13 protein-coding genes and 1 pseudogene are annotated in these 19,596 nt (G+C 68.4%); 8 read left to right on the top strand and 6 right to left on the bottom strand.

The features are described from left to right. Positions 1-53: 53 nt before the first annotated feature. Positions 54-248, bottom strand: a complete 195-nt coding sequence (locus IE096_RS08360; protein ID WP_189450176.1) for a hypothetical protein — start codon at positions 246-248, stop codon at positions 54-56. 303 nt (positions 249-551) lie between these two features. On the opposite strand from IE096_RS08360, the gene IE096_RS08365 reads away from it, so the two are divergent. Together IE096_RS08365 and IE096_RS31350 are read left to right on the top strand one after the other, a co-directional pair. Further along, complete coding sequence (locus IE096_RS08365; RefSeq protein WP_189450179.1) at positions 552-1,139, top strand: hypothetical protein; 588 nt, start codon at positions 552-554, stop codon at positions 1,137-1,139. A 54-nt stretch (positions 1,140-1,193) separates the two neighbouring features. Beyond that, positions 1,194-1,527: pseudogene (locus IE096_RS31350) on the top strand (NF041680 family putative transposase); the annotation flags it as partial. Positions 1,528-1,530: 3 nt separating this feature from the next. Here IE096_RS31350 and IE096_RS08370 read toward each other — a convergent pair. The 3 genes from IE096_RS08370 to IE096_RS08380 form a co-directional block, all read right to left on the bottom strand. Then, positions 1,531-1,860, bottom strand: a complete 330-nt coding sequence (locus IE096_RS08370) for a DUF6191 domain-containing protein (protein WP_189450181.1) — start codon at positions 1,858-1,860, stop codon at positions 1,531-1,533. 110 nt (positions 1,861-1,970) lie between these two features. After that, positions 1,971-6,515: a peptidoglycan-binding domain-containing protein gene (locus tag IE096_RS08375; protein WP_189450183.1), complete on the bottom strand. Its 4,545-nt coding sequence runs from the start codon at positions 6,513-6,515 to the stop codon at positions 1,971-1,973. A gap of 16 nt (positions 6,516-6,531) precedes the next feature. Then, complete coding sequence (locus IE096_RS08380) at positions 6,532-9,447, bottom strand: hypothetical protein (RefSeq protein WP_189450185.1); 2,916 nt, start codon at positions 9,445-9,447, stop codon at positions 6,532-6,534. Positions 9,448-9,885: 438 nt separating this feature from the next. On the opposite strand from IE096_RS08380, the gene IE096_RS08385 reads away from it, so the two are divergent. Both IE096_RS08385 and IE096_RS08390 read left to right on the top strand, forming a co-directional pair. Further along, positions 9,886-11,205, top strand: coding sequence for a peptidoglycan-binding domain-containing protein (locus IE096_RS08385; RefSeq protein ID WP_189450188.1), 1,320 nt, complete (start codon positions 9,886-9,888; stop codon positions 11,203-11,205). Between the two features lie 68 nt (positions 11,206-11,273). Next, on the top strand, positions 11,274-12,008 hold the full coding sequence (locus IE096_RS08390; protein ID WP_189450189.1) for a hypothetical protein: 735 nt from the start codon (positions 11,274-11,276) through the stop codon (positions 12,006-12,008). 157 nt (positions 12,009-12,165) lie between these two features. On the opposite strand, the gene IE096_RS08395 is transcribed toward IE096_RS08390, so the two are convergent. Next, entirely contained in the window at positions 12,166-12,810 is a 645-nt protein-coding gene (locus tag IE096_RS08395) for a dihydrofolate reductase family protein (protein WP_189450191.1), read from the bottom strand. 189 nt (positions 12,811-12,999) lie between these two features. Between IE096_RS08395 and IE096_RS08400 the strand changes: the two genes are divergently transcribed. The 3 genes from IE096_RS08400 to IE096_RS08410 all read left to right on the top strand — a co-directional run bounded on the left by IE096_RS08400 (position 13,000) and on the right by IE096_RS08410 (position 15,911). Then, a complete protein-coding gene (locus IE096_RS08400) occupies positions 13,000-13,563 on the top strand; it encodes a hypothetical protein (protein WP_189450193.1) in 564 nt (187 codons plus the stop codon). Positions 13,564-13,729: 166 nt separating this feature from the next. Then, positions 13,730-15,229, top strand: a complete 1,500-nt coding sequence (locus tag IE096_RS08405; protein WP_189450195.1) for a peptidoglycan-binding domain-containing protein — start codon at positions 13,730-13,732, stop codon at positions 15,227-15,229. Between the two features lie 292 nt (positions 15,230-15,521). Next, positions 15,522-15,911 (top strand): hypothetical protein, encoded by a 390-nt coding sequence (locus tag IE096_RS08410; RefSeq protein WP_189450197.1) that lies wholly within the window; start codon positions 15,522-15,524, stop codon positions 15,909-15,911. 76 nt (positions 15,912-15,987) lie between these two features. Here IE096_RS08410 and IE096_RS08415 read toward each other — a convergent pair whose 3' ends face one another. Further along, positions 15,988-18,105, bottom strand: coding sequence for a SpoIIE family protein phosphatase (locus tag IE096_RS08415; RefSeq protein ID WP_229820044.1), 2,118 nt, complete (start codon positions 18,103-18,105; stop codon positions 15,988-15,990). A 322-nt stretch (positions 18,106-18,427) separates the two neighbouring features. Between IE096_RS08415 and IE096_RS08420 the strand changes: the two genes are divergently transcribed. Beyond that, positions 18,428-19,573: a hypothetical protein gene (locus IE096_RS08420; RefSeq protein WP_189450199.1), complete on the top strand. Its 1,146-nt coding sequence runs from the start codon at positions 18,428-18,430 to the stop codon at positions 19,571-19,573. Positions 19,574-19,596 lie beyond the last annotated feature (23 nt).

Raw genomic sequence — 19,596 nt, forward strand, 5'->3', positions numbered from 1 at the left:
TCCGAAGGTGACCACGCTCCGGGGGGTTCAGAAGCAGGCACTCACCTCGTTCCTTATCGTCGACTGTCACGTAGAGCGACGAGTGCCTCGGGGCGTTTGACGGTCTTGCCCACGTCGTAGCGGATGGCGGGGTGCCGGTTCCTGTCCGCGCCGACAGCGCCCGGCGTGAGGCGGGCCTCCTCGCACACCGACCGGCCGTTGGCGCCGCGCAGCGTCGTCGGCTCCGCTCGCGCGACAGCAGCGGCCATTGCGGCCCGTCGAGCCAGGCGACTCACCGCCCGCCAGCTCAGCCCACTTCGCAGGTCACCTCAACGCGGCCCGGGCCGCGGCGGGGAACGCCCCACCTGTCCTGTGACGCCCTGAACCGGACACTGCAGGAGGGAGCGGTGCTGCCGTATGCGACAGAGCACACCTCCCATGGTGCACCAAGCCCCCTGCCACCCAATCAGATCGGCCGTTTTCGACCTACCGAACAGGGGTGATGTGGCACTGACTGGCACTACCCGCAAATCGACCATTCAGGTCTATTCTGCGACAGAAAGGAGAACGCCATGCCTCCGACCGGCACCATCGTCGATCTCTCCACCAGCCCCCAAGCCCAGCCCAACGCGTACTACACCGGCCTGGGCCAAGAGCTGCACGTGGTCGACGCACGCTTCCTCGAACCGCACGTCACCGCCAACTACCTCACCATCTCCGGCAATCCGAGCATCGACGGCTGGGCCGTCACCGTCGACAACATCGACACCTTCAGTGCCGACTTCACCAAGACCGGCAACCTGTCCCAGGCCGTGAATCTCAACGGCACCCAGGCCGGCGAGATCCAGCAGGAACTGCTCACCACTCCGGGCCACCGTGTGACGGTCAAACTCCGGGCCGGCCACAACACGGCCGGGAGGTACGACACGGACGCGCTGTTCTGGATCCAGGTCAACGGAAACCCCACCACCCGTGTCACCTACAACCTCGGCGCGCTCTCCAACCTCGTCGACCAGCCCGGCAAGCAGAACTACTGGCACGAGGTGACGTACCAGTTCATCACTGAAGGGCACGACGTCCCGCAACTCCACGGCGATCCCGAAGGCGGAGCCTACGGGGCGCTCGTCACCGAGGTCCGCGCCTACCAGGCGGCCGCCTGAGACGGTTCCTCGGCAGCCAAGCGCTTGGGTTCCGCCCGGCCATCGCTCGGTCTGGACGGCGAACTCCCCCTGGTCGAAGCACACTGATCCGTCTCAAAGTCGACCACCTCCCCGGCGACCGTGACGCACCACCGGTCTGGCTGTGGTCCTCCGCGACCGGCGCCACCCCGGCCGCGCGCACACCCAGCTCCGCCTCGCCGTCCCTCTCGCCACGGACCAGCGCAAGCCCTGGGAGAAGACCACCCGCCCTGGCATCATGCTCACCCCGACCCGGGTCCGGCGTGGGTTCAGGAACATCCGCCCCCGCCTGGGCAGTCCGGCCCGCGCACCCAAACCCAGCCGGCCAGGACCAGGACGGCCACTCGGCTCGAAGAACCGCCGCACGGCAGAATCAGGCTGACCGGTGGCGCTCAAGGCGAGCCACCCCGGCGTCGAGGTCGATCCGGGCTCGCCGCGGGGCGCCATCTTGCTCGTCATCCCGCAGCACTAGCTCAATGCGGCGTTGCTCCAGCTGGACCCGCTTGCTCGGGTAAATCAGAGCATGCAGTTCCTCAGTAGCCGTGGCGCCCACGCCCCGGCTCCCCAGCTCCCGTTCCCGAAAACGGCCAGGTAGCCACCCCCGCCGCTGAGCCTGCCGGACCACATACTGGACGGCCGCCAAAACGAACAGCGGTATCACCACGATCAGCACCACGAACGGGCTTGTCAGCAAGCGCACCATGAGCTGACAACGTCCGCCATCGCACTCACGTTCCAGCTGACCTGACCGCCCAGGAACCACAGGAGAGCTGTCGAGAAGCGCGGGCGCCAACGCGGCGATCACTGCGACCCTCACCCGTGATGGTCATCGTGGCCGCCCGGCCCATGGTGGCCGTCGTGGTCATCATGGCCGTCATGGCCACCGTGCCCGTCGTGGCCATCGTGGCCGTCATGGCCGTTGCCATCCCCGTCATGGCCGTCGTGCCCGCCGTGGCCGTCATGGCCGTCGTGCCCGTCGTGGGGACCCTCTCCCTGGCCGCCCTGCAGTGGCGGTAGGTCGACAGTGCCGCAGTAGATCACCGGCCCCGGTGCCGTAGGCGCGGTGGGGCCGCCGTCCGGGAGGTCCTCGGTCTCGACGACCAGCAAACGCAGGGGCACCCCGCGCAGCCCGGGCGGTACCGGGACCTGACCCGTGTAGAAGGGCCTGTGGGAGGACTCGGCGTCGACCGACTTGAGAGCGACCGCCGTGTCCCCGAGCGTGACCCAGCCGAGGTCCTTGTCGGTGACGACGTCGTGCCGACGCTGGAGCGTGGCGGTGATGTGCGGCGGAAACGATCCGGTCGGGTCCCAGGAAGGGCCGGTGACGCTGACCGACAGCACCTCGCCGGGCCGGACTGTCAGCTCCCGGTCGGGCAGGGTGCGCACCAGGTCGGCGAGAACGACCTGTGAGATCTCGGCTCCGGGGATCGAATCCGGCTGGAAGCGGACCAGGGCGAGCCGGAGGAACGGGAGGCAGGCGTCCCCCGTGTTCAGGTCCAGGTCGCAGAACCAGCGGCCGCCCTTCTCGCTCGTGTCGTCCCTTTCGAACTGCGGGGTGAAACCCACGACCGTGACGGAGAGCGGACCGGAGGGCCTGGACAGGGTGAGCTTGCCGGATCGCCGGACCGCGTTGGTGAACACGTCCGGGGTCGGGGCGACGACGGACGCGGAACGGTGGATGGGGTCTCGGCCCATCAAAGTGACCCACGCGTCCCGGGTGGAGTTCGGATCGCCGCCCGGTGGCTCTCCGAGGACCACGCCCAGCAGTTCGCCGTCTCCGGAGGAGTACCACGGACGGTCCAGGTACACCCGGATACCGCTGCCGCGTCGACGTTGGACGATGGCACCGGCCGGTCCGTCGAGGGTCTCCAGGGCGAGAGTGGGGACGCAGTACAACAGCCGTGGCGCCGTGGGCGACGCGCTGCTCGGCACCGAGTGCTCCTTGGCGTCACCCTGAACGGTGAGCGCGTTCTGGCCGGGCTCCGCGAAGCTCGGAGGGAAATAGTCGCTGAACTTGCTGCCGGCCACCGGCCGGTAGCTCACGATGCGGTGTTTGGTGTCTCCGAACTCGTGCTTCTCGGGCACGGGCTTGCCCTGGTTCGCTTTCGACTTGTCCTCGGCCGCCTTGGTGCTGAAGGTCAGGGTGCCGTTCCGGAGGACGGCGGGATCGGCGCCGGGCACGCCTTGCCGGTCCACTCTCGCCGTCAGCAGGCCGAACACCGGGACCGTCATCTCCCGGGCGTCGCGGCCCGTGGGGCCGGCGTCCGTCACCTCGGTCCACTCCGCGACCAGCTCGATCCGGTCCGTACTCGCCTCGTCCAGCGCGATCGCACCGGCGAGGTGCTCGGCCGTCTCCTTGGGGCCGCGTGGGGTTCCCAGGGCCGACAGGTCCAGTACCGGTGTCCTCAGCGGCCTTTGCACCGCGTGGACGAGCGTCAGTTCATGCCAGGGGGTGAACATCCAGTGCCGGCCGGCGGCGGCCAGTTCCAGCGCCTGGTCGGTACGTCGCAGCTCTTCCGTCCTCCTCGCCGCCGCGTCCGCCTCCGTCTCCGTCGCGAGCTGAGGTGTCGACTCCACCGCGTCCCGGCACCACGAGGCCATGCCCATGACCTTCTCGTCGAAGTCGATGCCGGAGCACAGCCGTACGGTCGCCACGGCACCCTTCGGCAGCGACACCGTCAGCACCCGGGACGCCTCGTCGAAGCGGGGCGCCGCGGTGCCTTCGGCCAGCCTCAGCCTGAAGGACCTGGGGCGGTGCCAGACCTCGCCGCCCCAGGGGACGGTGAAGGGCTCCCCGGGGGGCATTCCCGGAAGGTCCAGGAAGACGGCTGCCCTGGCGAGGGGGTCGGGAAGGTACGGCAGTTCGATCGTCTCGCCCGTGTGCAGGGCGGTCACCGCCGGGTTCCTGGGGTCCGTCGCCGGTGAGTCCACCGTCTCCAGTCGCACATTCGGCTGGGACGAGTCGTTCAGCGAGCCTTTCTCCCGTCTGGCCACCTCATAGACCGAGTTCTGGGCGTGCTGGTCGGTGGAGCCGATGGCTCCGTCCAGCAGCCCGTGCCACTCGACGCACCGCAGCGACGCCTTCGGTGCCACCACATGACGCTCGTCCGCCCCTTGGTACGGGACGTGTCCCCCCGTGGTCACCAGCGAGGACCGGTTGAAGTCCGCCGCGTACTGCTCGGCTGTCACGCCCGGCGCGGGGCTGTGACCGTCACCGCAGTCGACGGTGAAGCCGCTCTCGCTGCCCAGCTTGGTCAGGGACGTACAGCCGGGGTTGCCGTCCGCGTCGTCTCCTGAGAAGCCCTGGTCGCGTTGTTCCTCGGCGTAGGCGGCCTTGGTCCGCGGGCCGAAGACGCCGTCCGCGCCACCCACGAGCTGGTGGCCGCGGTCAATGAGAGCTTGCTGGACGATGCGGACGTCCTCGTTGGTCTTGCCGAACTGGACGTTCGCCAGGGCGACCCTCACCACGTTCCCCGCAGGGCCGGCCGCGGGCGGCCGGTCCCCCGGGCTGCTCCGGATCACCAGCCGGAAGGCCGAGGCCCCTTCCCCGAACGGCAGTCTGGGTGCCACGGCGGGTGCCAGGACGGGCTCGAACCTCTGAAAGGTCAGCAACCCCTCACCGGGGAGCGACAGGACCTGGGCATTGCCGTCCATCAGGGCGTCGGCCTCGGCCGGCCCGAGGCCGTTGCCCGCGAGGTCGACGGTGCGCAGCCGCACCCTGTACTCGTGGCCGAACCGCAGCCTGGGCAACGAACCGGGCCTTACCTTGGCCGTGATCTCCAGCGGAAGTGCCGTCTTCGCCTCGTTGATCGCCTCCACCGGCTGGTTGGGGGCCTTGGGGGGCTTGCCGTCCTCGACCGATCCATCATCGATGCCCAGCACCAGGCCGAGGTACGGCGCGGACAGCGACCATCCCTCCCAGGTGACCAGTTGCTCGGGTACGTGGAGGTGAGTGTCCAGGGCCTCGGGCGGCGGTGTGGCCAGGTTGGCCTGGAAGAAGCCCTCGTCGGAAACCGACAGCAGGACGGGACCGTTATCGGGCTGCCGATACACCACATCACGCTCGTGCAGTGAGAACCACCGCTTTCGTTCCTCGTCCCAGATGTCCATCCGGTGGCCGCGTACCAGGTCCTCGGCCACCAGCTCGGGGACGCTCGGGGCGCCCTGGACATCCGGCGTGGCGGCTGCCGGGGACGGCGGGTCCGGCACCTGGACCGCGGCTCCGTCCCGGGCGAGGGCCCGGGTGAAGGCACCCTCGTGCTGGGCCGCCCGGCCGAAGTCCTCCTTGAGGCTGCCCAGACGGTCCTCCCTGACAAGCGAAATCCCATAGGTCCGTACCGGGGACAGTCCCTTGGCGTCCGCCGGCACCGACGTCAGCTTGAGCGCGGCACCATCGATGTCGGCCTGCTCGATGCGGAAGTCGCTCTGGAGCGCGACCAGGCCACGGGATGGCGGTGCCAGCGGGTCGGCGGCCGTGAGGGACTGGGCGCCGGGCACGAAGGCTCGCCGGTCGGGGAGGAAGACGTACCGCGTGCGTGGGGACACGTCATGCGAGTCGTCCCCCAGCGCGGGCTTCCAGTGGGGGGTGACCGTCAGGAACCGCTCACCCGAGGAGACGGGGAGCCGGTCGGCCGGCAGGAGGACGTCCAGAACCAGCCCGAGGCGTCGGAGCAGCTGGGGATGGTCGCCCAGCGAGGTGAGAATCTGGTGGAAGTCGGGACGCGGCAAAACGGGCGGTGGCTGCGGCCGAGGATTGACGCCGACGACCGTGGGAGCGCTCCTCACCGCGTGGAAGTCGTCCAGCGCGGCCAGCTTCGGGGGCATCCCACCGTCCGTCGCCGAGGCCACGTTTTCGGTGCCTGCTCCGGCGGCGGTTGCCGCGCGCAGCATGTCCCTTGTGACAGGCGGGCTTTCGGGTGACGTCTTGGCCGCCTTGGCATAGGTGTCCCTGGTGAAGTCGTGGACTTCCTTGGCCGAATAGGTGCGGAATTCCCGCTGTCCGGCGTCCAGGAAGACGTAGGGCTCCAGTGGGATGTCCTTGTGGAAGAGGTTCGTCCACAAGTTCGTGTCCGGTGCCGGGCCCTGTGGTTCGAGCGGGCCGGTGAAGGATACGGACGACGTGGAGGAACCGTCCGTGGTACCGAACTCGAAGGTGGCCGCCTTGACCTTTTCCGGCCAGGTGATGAAGTCGGGGAAGTTCTCCAGCGTGACGCGGCCGTTCCCGGCGGTTGTGTCGGGGCCGGTCCCGGCGGGTGCTTGCAGGCGCGGGGCGATGAACACCGATACCCGGGCCTGGGTACCGTCGGCCGAGAGCCCGGCGGGAAGAACGGTCCAGTTGATGTGCTGTTCGAACGTCATCTCGCCTCCCACGGGCTCACGGGGCGAAGGCCGCGCAGTACTCCTGCCAGTGGTGTGGCAGAACACATACGTCGAAGGACGGGTCACCGGGCGCACCGGAGAAGCTCCGCTCGAGGGTGAGCGAGACGGACTTGCTGAAGAAGGCGATCCGCACGCCGACGGTGAGGGTGCCCCTGCCCCGCACCACCGACTGGTGACCGTGCTTCTCGTAGGTGAGCTCCAGATAGAACTGGGCGGTCACCGTGAGGATGCCCAGCACCGTCAGATTGCCGTTGCACCGTAGATATCCGCCCAGCGTGACATCCTTGGGGCCGAGCGAGAAGCGGACACCCGCCATGACCGACACCCCGCCGCTGGCCACCCCGAGATTCAGTGCCGTGGCGCCGCCGAACTCTATGGAGCCCTCGGCCTGCCGCACACCTTGTTCTGTATCGACCAGCATGGAGAAGTAGCCGCCGCCTCCGAACAGGGAGACGGTGACATTGAAGGGGTGTGCCCGCTCGGAAACCGAGAAACGAAACGAGACCGGCTCGCCCTCGAAGGGCACATCCAGCTCCGCGCCCAGCGAAAGGTTCGACAGGGTGAAGGCGCCTAGCCCTATGGCGGGAACCGCGAGTTTGAAGCCCGCACGGATACCGGACGGCTGGACGTCCAGGTACGAGCCGGGGCCGAACGCGTCGGCGGGCAGGGCGCTGCGGAGGGAGTTGATGAATTCCAAGTCCTTGTGGAAGGTCAGTTCCAGGCCACTGGCCGTCACGTCGGGCTTCTTCCCGGGGGAAGCCTTGAACTTCAGTTCAGCGAAGTCGAGTCGGGCGATGTCCTCGAAGTCCAGTGCGAAGTGGGTCAGTCTCCCCTCCACGGTGGACCGGTCGACGGCGTCCTTCGAGCGGACGGTCCGGGCGTCCAGGATCAAGGAGGCTTTGGACACATCGAGAAGGTGCGCCGGTCCGGACTCCGGCCGCTCCAAGGAGGGCTTCCAGACATAGCGCAGTTCCTTCCCCTGCCCGTCCACCAGGTCGCGGATCCGCAGCACGGGCGCCGGCAACAGGCCGTTGGCATCCCGCAGGATCGCCTCGATCTCGGCGTCGCCCAGTTGCCGCAGAGCGCCGAGGCTGTCCTTGGTGACACTCTTCAGGATGTCGCCGAGAGGGATGAATCCGAGCATCTTCGCCCCGGCGAAGGCGGCCCTGATGGCGCCGATGTCATGCGCGCCGACAACCTGCCCTGTGGCACCGTCCGTCTTGAACATGTCCGGGATGACGCCCGCCTGGGCGGTGATGACCTTGACCGCGGCGTTGGGACTGGCGACTCCCCCGGACTTCTCCGCCCCGAAGGTGAGGCTGACCGCCTTCTCCAGATCCAGGTACGCGCCGGCGGGATGCCCCGCCATGGTCTGCTGAAGGTACGTCTCGTTGAACGCGACAGAGAGAGCGCCGCCATTCGGGGTGAACTGTTCGACGGCGGGGACCCGCACCGTCGCGCCGGACACAAAGGGCAGACCGATCACGGGCAGGTCTCGGTCCTTCCCGTTCCCGTTGCGGATCCCGAGCCCGAACGTCAAGGTGCCGACCGCGTGGCTGGTGCTGCCGGGAGCGCCGGGGGGCGGTTGCGCCATGGCCATCACCTGGCCGCCCATCGACCGGTTCAGGCGATCGCCCAGCCGTGGCTGCTGCGCCGGGTCGTACAGGTTGTTCAACCGCTCTTGAGGCACTCCGTCGGCCACGAACGCCAGCGGCATGGTGAAGCTGACCTTCCGGCCTTCCCCGCCGTCCCGGCCTTCGCAATCCGTGCCGATCAAGGTGAACTCGTGGTCCTTCCCGGAATCCTGGAGAATCACCCAGAACGCATCGGGGTCGGATACGGGTTGCTGAATCAGCGGCGTGACACGGTCCGTGATACGCAATGCGCTGAAGGGCATTTCACGCCCTTCGTGCCGGTAACCGGACGGTCCGTACTGGACCTCCGGCTGCTTGATGACGACGCGGTCCTGCCGCTGCAGGTAGGCGACGATTCCGTCATTGGGGCGCGCGACGAACACCCGCCTGAATTCCTGGATATGCACGGCCTCGTGGCCCGTGCTCATGCGTCCGTGTGTGGCGGTGCGTACGAACTGGTCACGGCCCAGGCCCGTGATGTGGTCGTACAGCACCAGGTTCGGCGGGCGTCTCCCCGCCTGTGTGAACCGGTCCTGGGCCGGTTGCGACAACGGCTCCCAGGCGCCGTGCAGGTGGGCCGAGGATCCCAGGGGCGTCACGATGAACTGCTCGGCGTGCAACGGCGCGCTGTGGACCTCGAGGGGCGGGCCGCCACCCGGGCCGGGTAGCTCGACCCGGCTCGTGAGCGTGACGATGTCCTCCAGGTTCTCGGTGGAGAGCGGGGTGGGCGCGGGCAGGCCGCCCCGGTCTCTCACTGTCGCGAAGGCCCGCAGCAACACCTCGCCGTCCTGCGAGCCGCGCAGCCGGGCGTGCCACAGCGCGGTCGGCCCGTCCGCCTCGGGGGGCTCCGACGTGACCACCCAGCCCACCGGCTCGTCGTAGGTGACCAGCAGTCGGGTGGGGAACTCGAGGACGCTCTTGGGGATGCCCTGGAAGACCGCCGATCCCGGCGTGTCCGGGACCTGCAGACCCACGGGCACCGTGATCGGCACCAGCCGTGCCCAGTCGAGCAACGAAGCCAGCGACAGGTCCAGGCCGTCCATGGTGGCCGGCACCGAGAAGGCCAGGTGAGTCGGACCGGCGGTGAAAGCCTTCATGGGGCCGAGCGCGGTGGTGACGGTGCTCAGCAGCGGCGGCACCTCTTCCACCACATGCTGTGGCGGCAGCCCGACGACCACGAACGCCGCACCCGGATCCCTCCGCACGAGGCGGTGACCGTCGAACCGCAGATTGACCAGGTTGATGTCGACGACGAGCATGTCCGCCGGCCGCACCACCCGGAACGGCCCCTCCGCGACGTCCGCGTCGTGGGGCCCGGGTCCCGGGGGGCCGTCGGGGTGGGGATGCGGGTGCGGGCCGGAGGGCTGGCCCGGACCGTGCCCTCCGCCGAAGCCGCCATGATGGTCACCATCGTGATCGTCGTCGGGATGGTTCCGCGCCTCCAGCCAGAGCCTCAGGGAGACGGGACGGGCAGCGTTGAACGGCATGACGAATCCCCATCCGAGTCAAGAAGGTGTGGGGTACGAATCAAGAAGGCGTGGGGTACGCGGCGGCTTCGCTCACCATTTTCCATGCTCACTCCGATGGCGGATCCCCGCCACTGGGCGTCGGCACGACGGCTGGGGCTCCGAGCCGGAGGTAGGCCTGTGTCACGACCTGCACCCTTGCCCCGCCCGAAGGATGATGGGTTCGCGGGGAGGAGCCCCTACATCCCGATGGCCGGCAAACGGAGTGCGGCAGGTGCGGGGGTTCGCGGGCGGACGATCCGCGACTTCGAGGGGTTCATCACCATGGTTCTGAGATGTCCACGATTCACCGGTGATCCTGTGCTGGAGGCTTGCCTGGCCGGTACGCACCGGATGTTCCAGCCCGAACAGGGACTGGCGGTCAAGCGCGTCCAAGCCGCGCTGATCGCGCTCGGCAGGCCGGTGGGCCCAGCAGGGGACGACGGATTCTTCGGCCCCGACACGGGCGCGGCCGTCTCGGCGTACAAGGACGACAAGGGGCTTTCACCGGACGATCCGGTCGTCGGCAAGGGGACGATGGGCGCCCTGGATGACGACCTGTTCGTCGACCCGCCGACGCTGGATCCGGCGTTCAAGGAATTCAGCCCCTTCGTGGTCGGCCGGCGGCTCGAGCCGTTCGCCGGGCTGGAACTGGCCGCGCTCATCGACACACCTTTGAACTCGTGGCGCCATATGCTCGGCCGATTCACGCTCGATGCGCTCAACTCGCGTACTTTGCTCGGCATCGTGGCCATGAGCAGAAGTCTGGACCTCCGTGACCGCTTCCTCGCCGCCGCGGCGCCGACGCAGCCCAATGGGACTTCTGCTGCGGACTTCTTCGACGACGCTCTGATCACCGACGACGCCGTGGGCCGCACCGTCACCTTCCAGGCCCGGGACGGCACGCGGCAGGCCTTCGTGCTGATCAAGGACGACGTCATCCTGGGCCGCCAGTTCATCGTGCGCACCACCACCGGCGGCCGGGCACGGGTGAGCCTGCAGGGCGTCCTCGTCCACGAACTCACCCATGTCCGGAACCGTTCGGCCGAGGTGCAGCTGCTTCAGACCCCGGACACCGATGGCGGCACCTACATCGACACCGCGCTCGCCCAGGCACGATCAGCGACGGGCCGGCCGACCGCGCAGGTGCTCGACTCCTTCGTGGGGGAGATCTGTGCCCGCCATGTGCACTGGATCGTGGTGCAGGAAGCGGCAGGCAACCCCTTCGCCCCGCGGTTCCTGCCGCCCGAGAAGCTTGCGGAAGCGGTGAGGTTCTACGCTCAGGAAGTCACCAGCCTCTTCGACTCCAACGGATATCTGACCGGCATCGTCCACCAGGGGCGGGCAACGCTTCTCCAGCAGCTGAGCCTCTGGCTCCAGCGATGCCGGGAGTTCACCTTGACCGACGACCCGGACGAGAGTGCGCGCACCGACACGCTCTTCGCCGATACGGCCGACGCATGCGCCCGTGGCGCTGTCGACACCCAGGCTGACGGGCTCTTCCCTCTCCCGGCGGACTTCACTGAATGACTTCCTCGGCCCGAAACCCTCTTTCTCCGCTCGTCTCTCTGCTCGCACTTTCACACGCAGGAGTTGCCATGCGTCGTCGCGCCCTCCGTACCGGCTTAGCCGTCGCCGCCCTCGCCGGTTCCGCCCTCGCTCCGACCGCCGCGTTCGCGGCCGGTTCGCACGGCACCCGCACCGCGTCGCCGGCCGATCCCTCGACCGCCCGCTGCACGGTGGTCAAGGAGGACAGCATCGGCGCGGGCACCGGCGTCCGGATGACGATGAGCCCCCAGGGCCCGTCGGTCGTCTTCCTCGACCCGGTCGACGGCCCGATCACCGGGCTCGGCACGCTCGACCGCAGCCGTCCCGCGCTGCCGCAGGACGCGGGCATCGACGTGGAGATCCTCAACCCGTACGGCTCGACCCCTCAGCTGCTTGCCAAGACCAACGGCGGCAACGACGGCCTGTACGGCCTCGCCGACTTCCCCCGGATGCCCAAGGGCTGCTCGGTGGACAAGGCACTGGTCATCAAGCAGTGCACCGTGGTCAAGAGCCAGGACATCGGCGCGGGCACCGAGGCCCGGATGACGACGAGCCCGCAGGGCCCGTCCGTGGACTTCTACGACTGGGCCGACGGCACCCGGATCTCACGTCTGGGCACACTCGACCGTGCCCACCCCAAGCTCCCCGATTCCGCGGGGATCTACGAGGAGATCGTGGAGCCGAACAGCTGGAACCCGCGACTGAAGTCGAAGACAGAGGGCGGCCGGACCGAGTACGCGTTCTTCGACTTCGCCAAGATGCCCAAGGGATGCCCGCTGCGCTGACCCGCTCCGCACCACGTCAGCCATCCCCGTTTCCGGCCGGAGCCACCAGCATACGGTTGCTCCGGCCGGAAGCCGCGAGACGCCGCAGTCGCCGTGCCGCTACCTCCAACCGGCGCGAGGACGATCAACACCCGGACGCACCCGGCGCGGGGTGGCCTCAGTGGTCGCGCCCGACACCGCGATCGGGTGCGCTCATGTCCCCCGTCGCGGGAGTGCCGTCGGCGAGCCCGTAGCGCAGGTACACGGTGCCCTTCGGGCTGGCTGCCGGGGGTGCGAGGAGCGTGACGTTGGTGGGTACCGCGCCACCGTCGAACACCTTCTTGCCGACGCCGAGCACGATCGGGTGCAGCCACAGGTCGAGACGGTCGAAGAGCTTCTCGCGCAAGAGGGTCTGCACGAGGTTCAGGCTCCCGACGACCTTCACATGCTCGTGCCGGTCACGGATCTCGCGCACCGCGTCGGTGAGGTCCGGGCCGAGTCGCGTGGACCCGGCCCACGAGAGGTCGGGCCTGCCGCGAGAGGCCACGTACTTCGGGACGCGGTTGAAGAGCGTGGCGATCTCGTTGTCCTCGCCGCCCTCCTGGTGAGGCCAGTAGGCGGCGAACAAGTCGTACGTCCGCCTGCCGAGCAGCAGCGCGTCCGTGCCCTCGTACGCGGCACCGACCTGCGCCCCGGCGACCTCGTCCAGCAGGGGCGCCTGCCAGCCGCCGAACGGGAACCCCACCGGGTCTTCGTCAGGGCCGCCGGGCGCCTGCCCGACGAGGTCGAGGGTCGCGAACAACTCGATGTGGATGAGGCCCATGGCTTACTCCTGATGAGTCGGTTTCCTCCGTCAAGAGGTAGACCCACGGGTACGCGCAGACTCACCGCCACGCCGGAACACGGAAAGTTCCGATTCACCCGGATGGCCCAGCTGGGCAGGTGCCGGGTCCCACCTCGCCGCACCGTGAGAGGCGAGTGCGGTAAGCGCAGCCACCGAGTAGGAGGCCTCATGGAATACGCCGCCCCTACTGCTGGACTCATAATCGCCGCAGTGCTGTTCCTCATCGGCGTTCTCAGCGTGAACGACCTTGCGGCACGCGACTTCAAGATCACCATTTCCGGCAAGGTTGGCCCGTTCCAGAGAGGCGTGCTGGTAGCCGCTGCCGCCCTCTCCTTGACTCTCTCCGTTGTGGGGTTCTACCTGCTGGCCAATCGACCCGCCGGTTCGGATCACACTCCACCCCCGGTCGGCCAGGAAATGTCGGTAAAGGTCTCCAGTTCGCTGGGAATCGAAGGGCAGGATGTCAAGTCGGAGACGGACACGATCACAATCGACGGCGCACAGCTGAAGCTCACCATGGATAGCGACAACCCGGAGACGAGCGACGTCTTCCATTTCCAAGGGGACCCTGGGGATCAGAACTACAGGGTGGAGATTTCCATGACCATGAATGACGACTCCAAGAAAGAGGTCTCCGGGACTGGGACCGTGTACATCGACAACCAACTCTCTTATAAAGTTGACATAACGGGTGGCGATCAGCCGCAGGCTGTACTGACGAGAACGGCCTAGGCTGCTCGCCGAAAGGATTCTTTTCGCTGCTCCGTGAGGGAGTTGCGGCTGTTCAGGGCAAGTCGGGGCCGCGGATAGACGCTTCACTCGATCGTTAGAGGACCTGACGACTCCTCGGAGATTCCAGGGGTCGTCCTCCCCGATTCTCCGATTCCCGGAGGCGGACATGCCACTCAACAGCGCCCGGTTCGCCGGGGTCGACAGGTTGGAACGGTGTCTGGCAGGAGAATTCGCGGCCCGTCTGACCCAGGGCACAACGGGGGACTTCGTCGCTCTTGTGCAGCAGGCACTGATGGATCTTGGCGAATCACTGCCGGCCTTCGGCGCGGACGGGGTGTACGGGCAGGAGACCGGCGCGGCTGTGCTGAGTTACAAGACCGCCCACGACCTGCGAAGCCCGGACGGGTCGATCGACGGGGTCGTCGGGCCACTGACGATGGCCGCGCTCGACGAAGAGTGCACGGCACTCGACGAGACCTTCGGTGGGTGTCCGCCGGACTCGGACGGGCCGGTTGTCGATCTCGGCGGCGCCGACGAACAGCTCGTCAACGTGGTACTCGCCCACACAGCGGCCGCTGTCGCCGTGGGCGTCGACGGCGATGGCGCGACCCGCCTGGTGAACTCGGGGGCCGAGGTGCCCACGGACCTGGCGGCCGGCCTGGTCGGCGCGGCGGCCCGGATGCTCGGCGACGACGGTGCGGCGGCGTCCGTGGATCTCGTCGATGCGCTCGGTGAGCTGGCGACCTTGTTTACCGATGCCGGGGAGGTGGAGACCGCCAAGGCGGTGACCGACGGGGCGCAATGGCCGCCGACGGTGGATCCGGGGCCCGCGCTGGCGGCGCTGATCGCGGAAGAGCTGGCGCAGCACATCATCGGCGGGGCAACGCTGGTACGCGACCACAGCAAGGACTCGGCCCTGATCGAGGCGGTTCAGCACGCCGGTCTGGGACGTATGACGCTCTCGCCGGCTCCTACCACGGCGCCGGACGGTTCGGTCCACATGCCGAACCCGCACGGGAAGTTCACCATTTCGTCCACGGTCGCCGGGGTCGCATTCAAGTCCACGGAGGGCGGCGACAAGCGACTGCCGAGCTACCACCCGGTCGCGGCGGCGTTGACAGGGCTCGACATCCGGCACGTGGTCGGCCTGGTCCGCCTTGCGCTGCACCTGTCGTCGACGTGGGGTGTGACCGAGGTGCATCATTCCGGGATCAGCGGTGACGCGTCCCGGAACGACTGCCACGGCAACGGCAGAGCGATCGACTTCGTCGGCGTCGTGGGTTCCCGGCTCGGGACGCCGTTCCATCTGACGGTCTTCAACGACTGGAAGAACCACAGCGTGCCGGATCTGGACGACCCGGCCAAGCCCCGCCGTCCGGACTGGCCCCCGGTGTCACGCCCGCTGGTGTTCCGCCTGCTCAGTCTCCCCGGTGTGGACCCGCTCGCGCGCGACTTCTTCGCCGACCTCTACGCCTGGGTGGCCGGCGAGTACCAGGACAGGACCGAGGACGCGCTCCAGATCGCTCCTCCGTCGGCGATCGGCGAGGCCAGCAGGATCATGACACCCGACCATCCGACCTCCGCGCCCGGCACTCCGAACGGCCGGGAGGCCCACCACTCCCACATGCACTGGCAGGTCGGGCCGACCGGAGCGCAGGTGCCGTGAAAGCGGCCTGACGCCGAGCTGCGCAACCGACATTGCCCACGCCTTGCCGTCGCCGCGATTGCCGGGCGGGACGGCTATGACGCCGCCCACCTCGACGCGAGAACGGCCGTATTCGGGACAGGATTTGGCCGCATACGTGCCCTGGACGTGGCGGAACCAGGGCTTTACAGGTAGGCGGAGCGGCCGCTGAATCGTCCTTGAAGGGCGGTTCAGGCCCACCGTGGGCCGCCACCGTGGGCCGCCACGTGCCACGCGGCAGGCGCCGCCCTCCTGGACTCGCCTGGAGGCCGCAATGGACTGGCAGCGTCACCGTCGCCCCAACCGTCACAAGCGGCGCAGACGGCCTGCCGCGGTGGCCCTTGCCGCGGCGGCCGCCCTCGCCGCTTCCCTCGTGGGCGTCTGCTCGGCCCCGGCCACCGCGGCAGTCGTTCCCGCCTCGTCTCTGTGCCCCACCGGGAACCTCTGCCTCACGGGGGCCGGAATCGGCATTCCCGAGCCGCTGCCGATTCGCGAGTGCAAGGTGGAGGACTTCACCCCGTACTTCGAGGTGAGCGTGGTCGAGAACAACACCGACCGCTCCGCACGGATCGTGTACAGGGGCGGATCGCTCATCCTGATGCCCCGTACGGGCATCGACTCCCGACCGCCCCTGGAGATCACTTCCGCCGGAACGCTCTGCTAGGGCATGACGAATAGGGCATGACGAACCCGCCGGGCATCGCCCCTCGGTCTGCGCCGGCACGCATGGCTCCGGCCCTTCACGCGGTGGGCTGGAGAAGGAGCAGGGCGATGTCGTCGGTGCGTTGACCGGTGGGGCAGGCGTGCTGGACGAGGCTGTCGATGAGGTGGTGCAAGGGGAGATCGCTTGATCTCGCAAGGTGCTGCGCGAGGTCGTCGGTGGTCCGGCCGATGTCGGCGCCAGGCACTTCGACGAGTCCGTCGGTGTAGAGCGTGAGGATGGCGCCGGTCGGCAGGGGCAGGACGGTGAGCGGTTGAGGGACCTCGATGCCGATGCCCAAAGGAGGCTCGGGGTCGACGTCCACGACCTGTACATGGTGGTCCGAGTGATACAGCAACGGGGGCGGGTGTCCGGCGCTCGCGACGGTGACCTGCTGACGGGCGAGGTCGAGGTGGGCGTAGAGGCAGGTGATGAAACGGCCCGGGTCCAGGTCGGCGAGGTCGCGGTTGGTTCGCGTGAGCACCTTGTCGGGAGACGCGCCGGCGGTGGCGTGGGAGTGGATGGCCGTGCGGACCTGGCCCATGAGGGCGGCCGCTGTCACGTCGTGGCCCTGGACGTCACCGATGACGGCGGCGACGGTGGTGTCGGTGAGACGGATGAGGTCGTAAAAGTCGCCGCCGATGTCCATGCCGAAGCTGGCCGGCAGGTAACGGGCGGCAACGTTCAACCCGTTCACCGTGGGCAGGGCGCGGGGCAGGAGCCGCTGCTGGAGGGCATGGTTGAGGGTGTGTTTGGCATCGTAGAGGAGGGCACGGTCCAGGGCCTGTGCGATGAGGCTCGCGAGCGGGATGAGGGTGGCGCGTTCATCGGCGGTGAAGACGTGTGAATGGCTGTAGGCGAGGACGCAGCAGCCGACGGGTCGCCCGGAGGCGATCAGCGGCAGGAAGGCCCAGGCCTGCTTGTCGCTGAGCGGGCTTTCGGGGTGGCTGCGGGCCAGTTCGGAGCGGTCGGCGAAGAACGAAGGACTGCCGGTGGCCAGCGCCCGGCCGACGGGGGTCAGGTCGGCGTCCACCGGCAGCCCTTCCAGGCGTTCGATGACCTCCGGGTCGTAGCCGCGGTGTCCGATCGCTTTCAGTCGGCCGGCTTCGGCGGTGGACACGACCATGCTGTCGGCTCCGAAGGTGGGCATGATCAGCTCGGCGATCAGGTCGACGACGTCCTGGACGCTGACGGTCTCGGTCAGCGACGCCGCCAGGTGCATCAGCTGGTGGATCCGGCCTGCGGCAGCGGCGGAAACGACCGAGGCCGGGTCTGGCGTGTGCGCGTCGTGCGGCTGGGGGTGCTGTTCAGCCGCGCGGCCGGGGGTGATGAGGATGCTGATGCCGCCGGCATCGGGATACAGGCGAAGGCTGAGCGACCGGTCCGGTGGGCGCACCACGCCGAGGGCTGCGGGCGCGCCGCCGAGCCAGGCGACACGGTACGTCTCCTTGCAGGAGGCATCCCCCAGCCAGGGAACCGTTTCCCACAGCAACGTGCCCAGCAGTTGCTCGGGAGTACGGCCCAGCAGTCCGGCGGCGGCGTTGTCGACGAAGGTGACGTGCCCTTCGCGGTCCAGGGCCAGGGCACCGGCGGGCAGCCGTTCGACCAGGTCAGCGGCCGCCAGCGCGGCCTGCCCCGGCCTCGCGGCGCCGGGGTGCACCGGGACGACGCGCGGCGTGTCCGGCAGGTCAGGAGGGTGGACGGCGGCGTCCAGGACACGGGCGACGTCACGGGCGCCGGACAGGACCCGCGCGCGCTCACGCCGACCGAGCCGCGGCGACCGTCTGGCCGCCCACACCAGATTGAGTGCGCCCCAGCAGCGGTGCGCACCCCGGATCGGGGTGGTCGCCACCGCCATCCTGTGGGGAAGAGTCGCCGCGCTGGGTGGGGACAGGCGTGCCATGTCCTCTTGAGAGCCCACCCACACCAAGCGGTCCTCGCGCACCGCTGTCGACGGCGGACCGCGACGGGCGACGGGCACCCGCCACCACGGTTCGGTGACCTCTTTGGGCGCACCGCACATCACCGCCAGGCTCAGCACCTGCTCCTGCTCGTCCAGCAGGTAGATGCCGCCGCATGCCGCTCCCGCGCGGTGCACAGCCCGGACCAGGGCCTCGTCCACAAGGCCCGCCGGGTCCAGCCGAGACGGCCTGGTCAAGCGCGCCACCGCTGCCGCGCGCCGTGGTGCATGCCCACGTACCGACGATATGACCAAACGGCTGTGGCGGCATACCGGATCTTGCCGGGGCTGATCAGGCAGGCGCCCTCGCGCGAGAGGGTGCCGACCGGATGAGAGGTGCCGGTATCAAGCGGTCATGGCCAGTATGCACTGATCCCGAAAACCCAATGGTTGTTATCCGTCACACGCGCGAGCATCATGTCCGGGCCGATTCTCGTGACGGCAAAGAAGCGACCGTGGCCAGCAAAAGTCCTTCATTTGTCCATCCCCCTTCCCGGTACCCGTCAAAGGGAGTTGTCCCATGCCGTTCATCACGGTTCAGAACCAGCTCTACAACGCGCTGGTCGAAGGTCTGGGCCAGTCGAATCAAACCTTCCAGCTCCTCCAGCCGGCGGCGCCGATCACCTCGGACGGCGGGGACAGATTCCTCTGGTCCTTCCTCAACAACATCCCGCCGCTCTCGCTGGACCAGAACTACACGCAGAGCGGCGGAAATCAGCTCTTCTCCGACTACAAGGGCGTCCTGTCCGCACTGCGGCCGGCGACCAGGGTCGACATCAAGCAGGAGATCGGTCAGGAGAACTTCGAGAACTTCGTGAAATACCTGCAGTCGCTGAAGCCGATACCTCCGGCGAACCAGTTCCCCGACGTATTCTTCAACTGGGCGATGGTGAACGCGCCCGACGTCGCGCAGCAGGGAGCGTCGGCGTACGCGGCCATCATCCTCGACCCGATCGGCGGCGCGCAGCAGGCTCTGATGCCCTACATGCAAAGACCGCCCGCGCCACCGGACTGGGTCCGGGGGTACGACGCCCTGGTGCAGGACCTCTCGCAAGCGCCTCGGCGGGCTTTCGAGATGCGCAGCGCCACCACGAGCTCGGACGTGAGCAGGACGTGGAGCTCGGGGCGGCGCTCCGTACTGTTCGGCCTGTGGAGAAGTAGCGAGAGCACCGAGCGTCTGAGTGAGTACTTCTCGCAGAGCGAGCTCACCGTCACCGCCTCCTTCGGGCACGTGCTGAACTTCCAGACCAACGCGGGAGCCTGGTACGGCTCGTCCGCCCTCGGCACCGCCTACACCAAGAAGGGCGACCCGCCGTGGCGTAGCGGTAGCGCGATCACCTGGGACAACACGTTCGGCGCCTCGGGAAACATCCAGCGGGTCGCGATCAATCTGATGGTGGCCGACACCATGGAAATCACCGTGACGGCCAAAACTTCGTTCAGCCAGCAGGACCAGCAGATCATCCGCGGAAACGCGGGCTTCGGGCTCTGGCCGTTCTACAACGGCCGCGGAGAGTACGGAATGACAACGAACACACAGTTCAGCGGTTCAGGCGGGACCACGATCACCACCGCGTCCGCTCCGGGCGTTCCGGTGGTGATCGGGGTCAACGTCCTGCCGATCAGCCGTTTCCTCGGCTACACACCGGCAGCGCGCGAGCAGTAGCGCCCTGGTCGGCGGCGACGCCG

It is taken from the genome of Streptomyces abikoensis (genome assembly GCF_014648775.1).
Taxonomy (GTDB): domain Bacteria; phylum Actinomycetota; class Actinomycetes; order Streptomycetales; family Streptomycetaceae; genus Streptomyces; species Streptomyces abikoensis.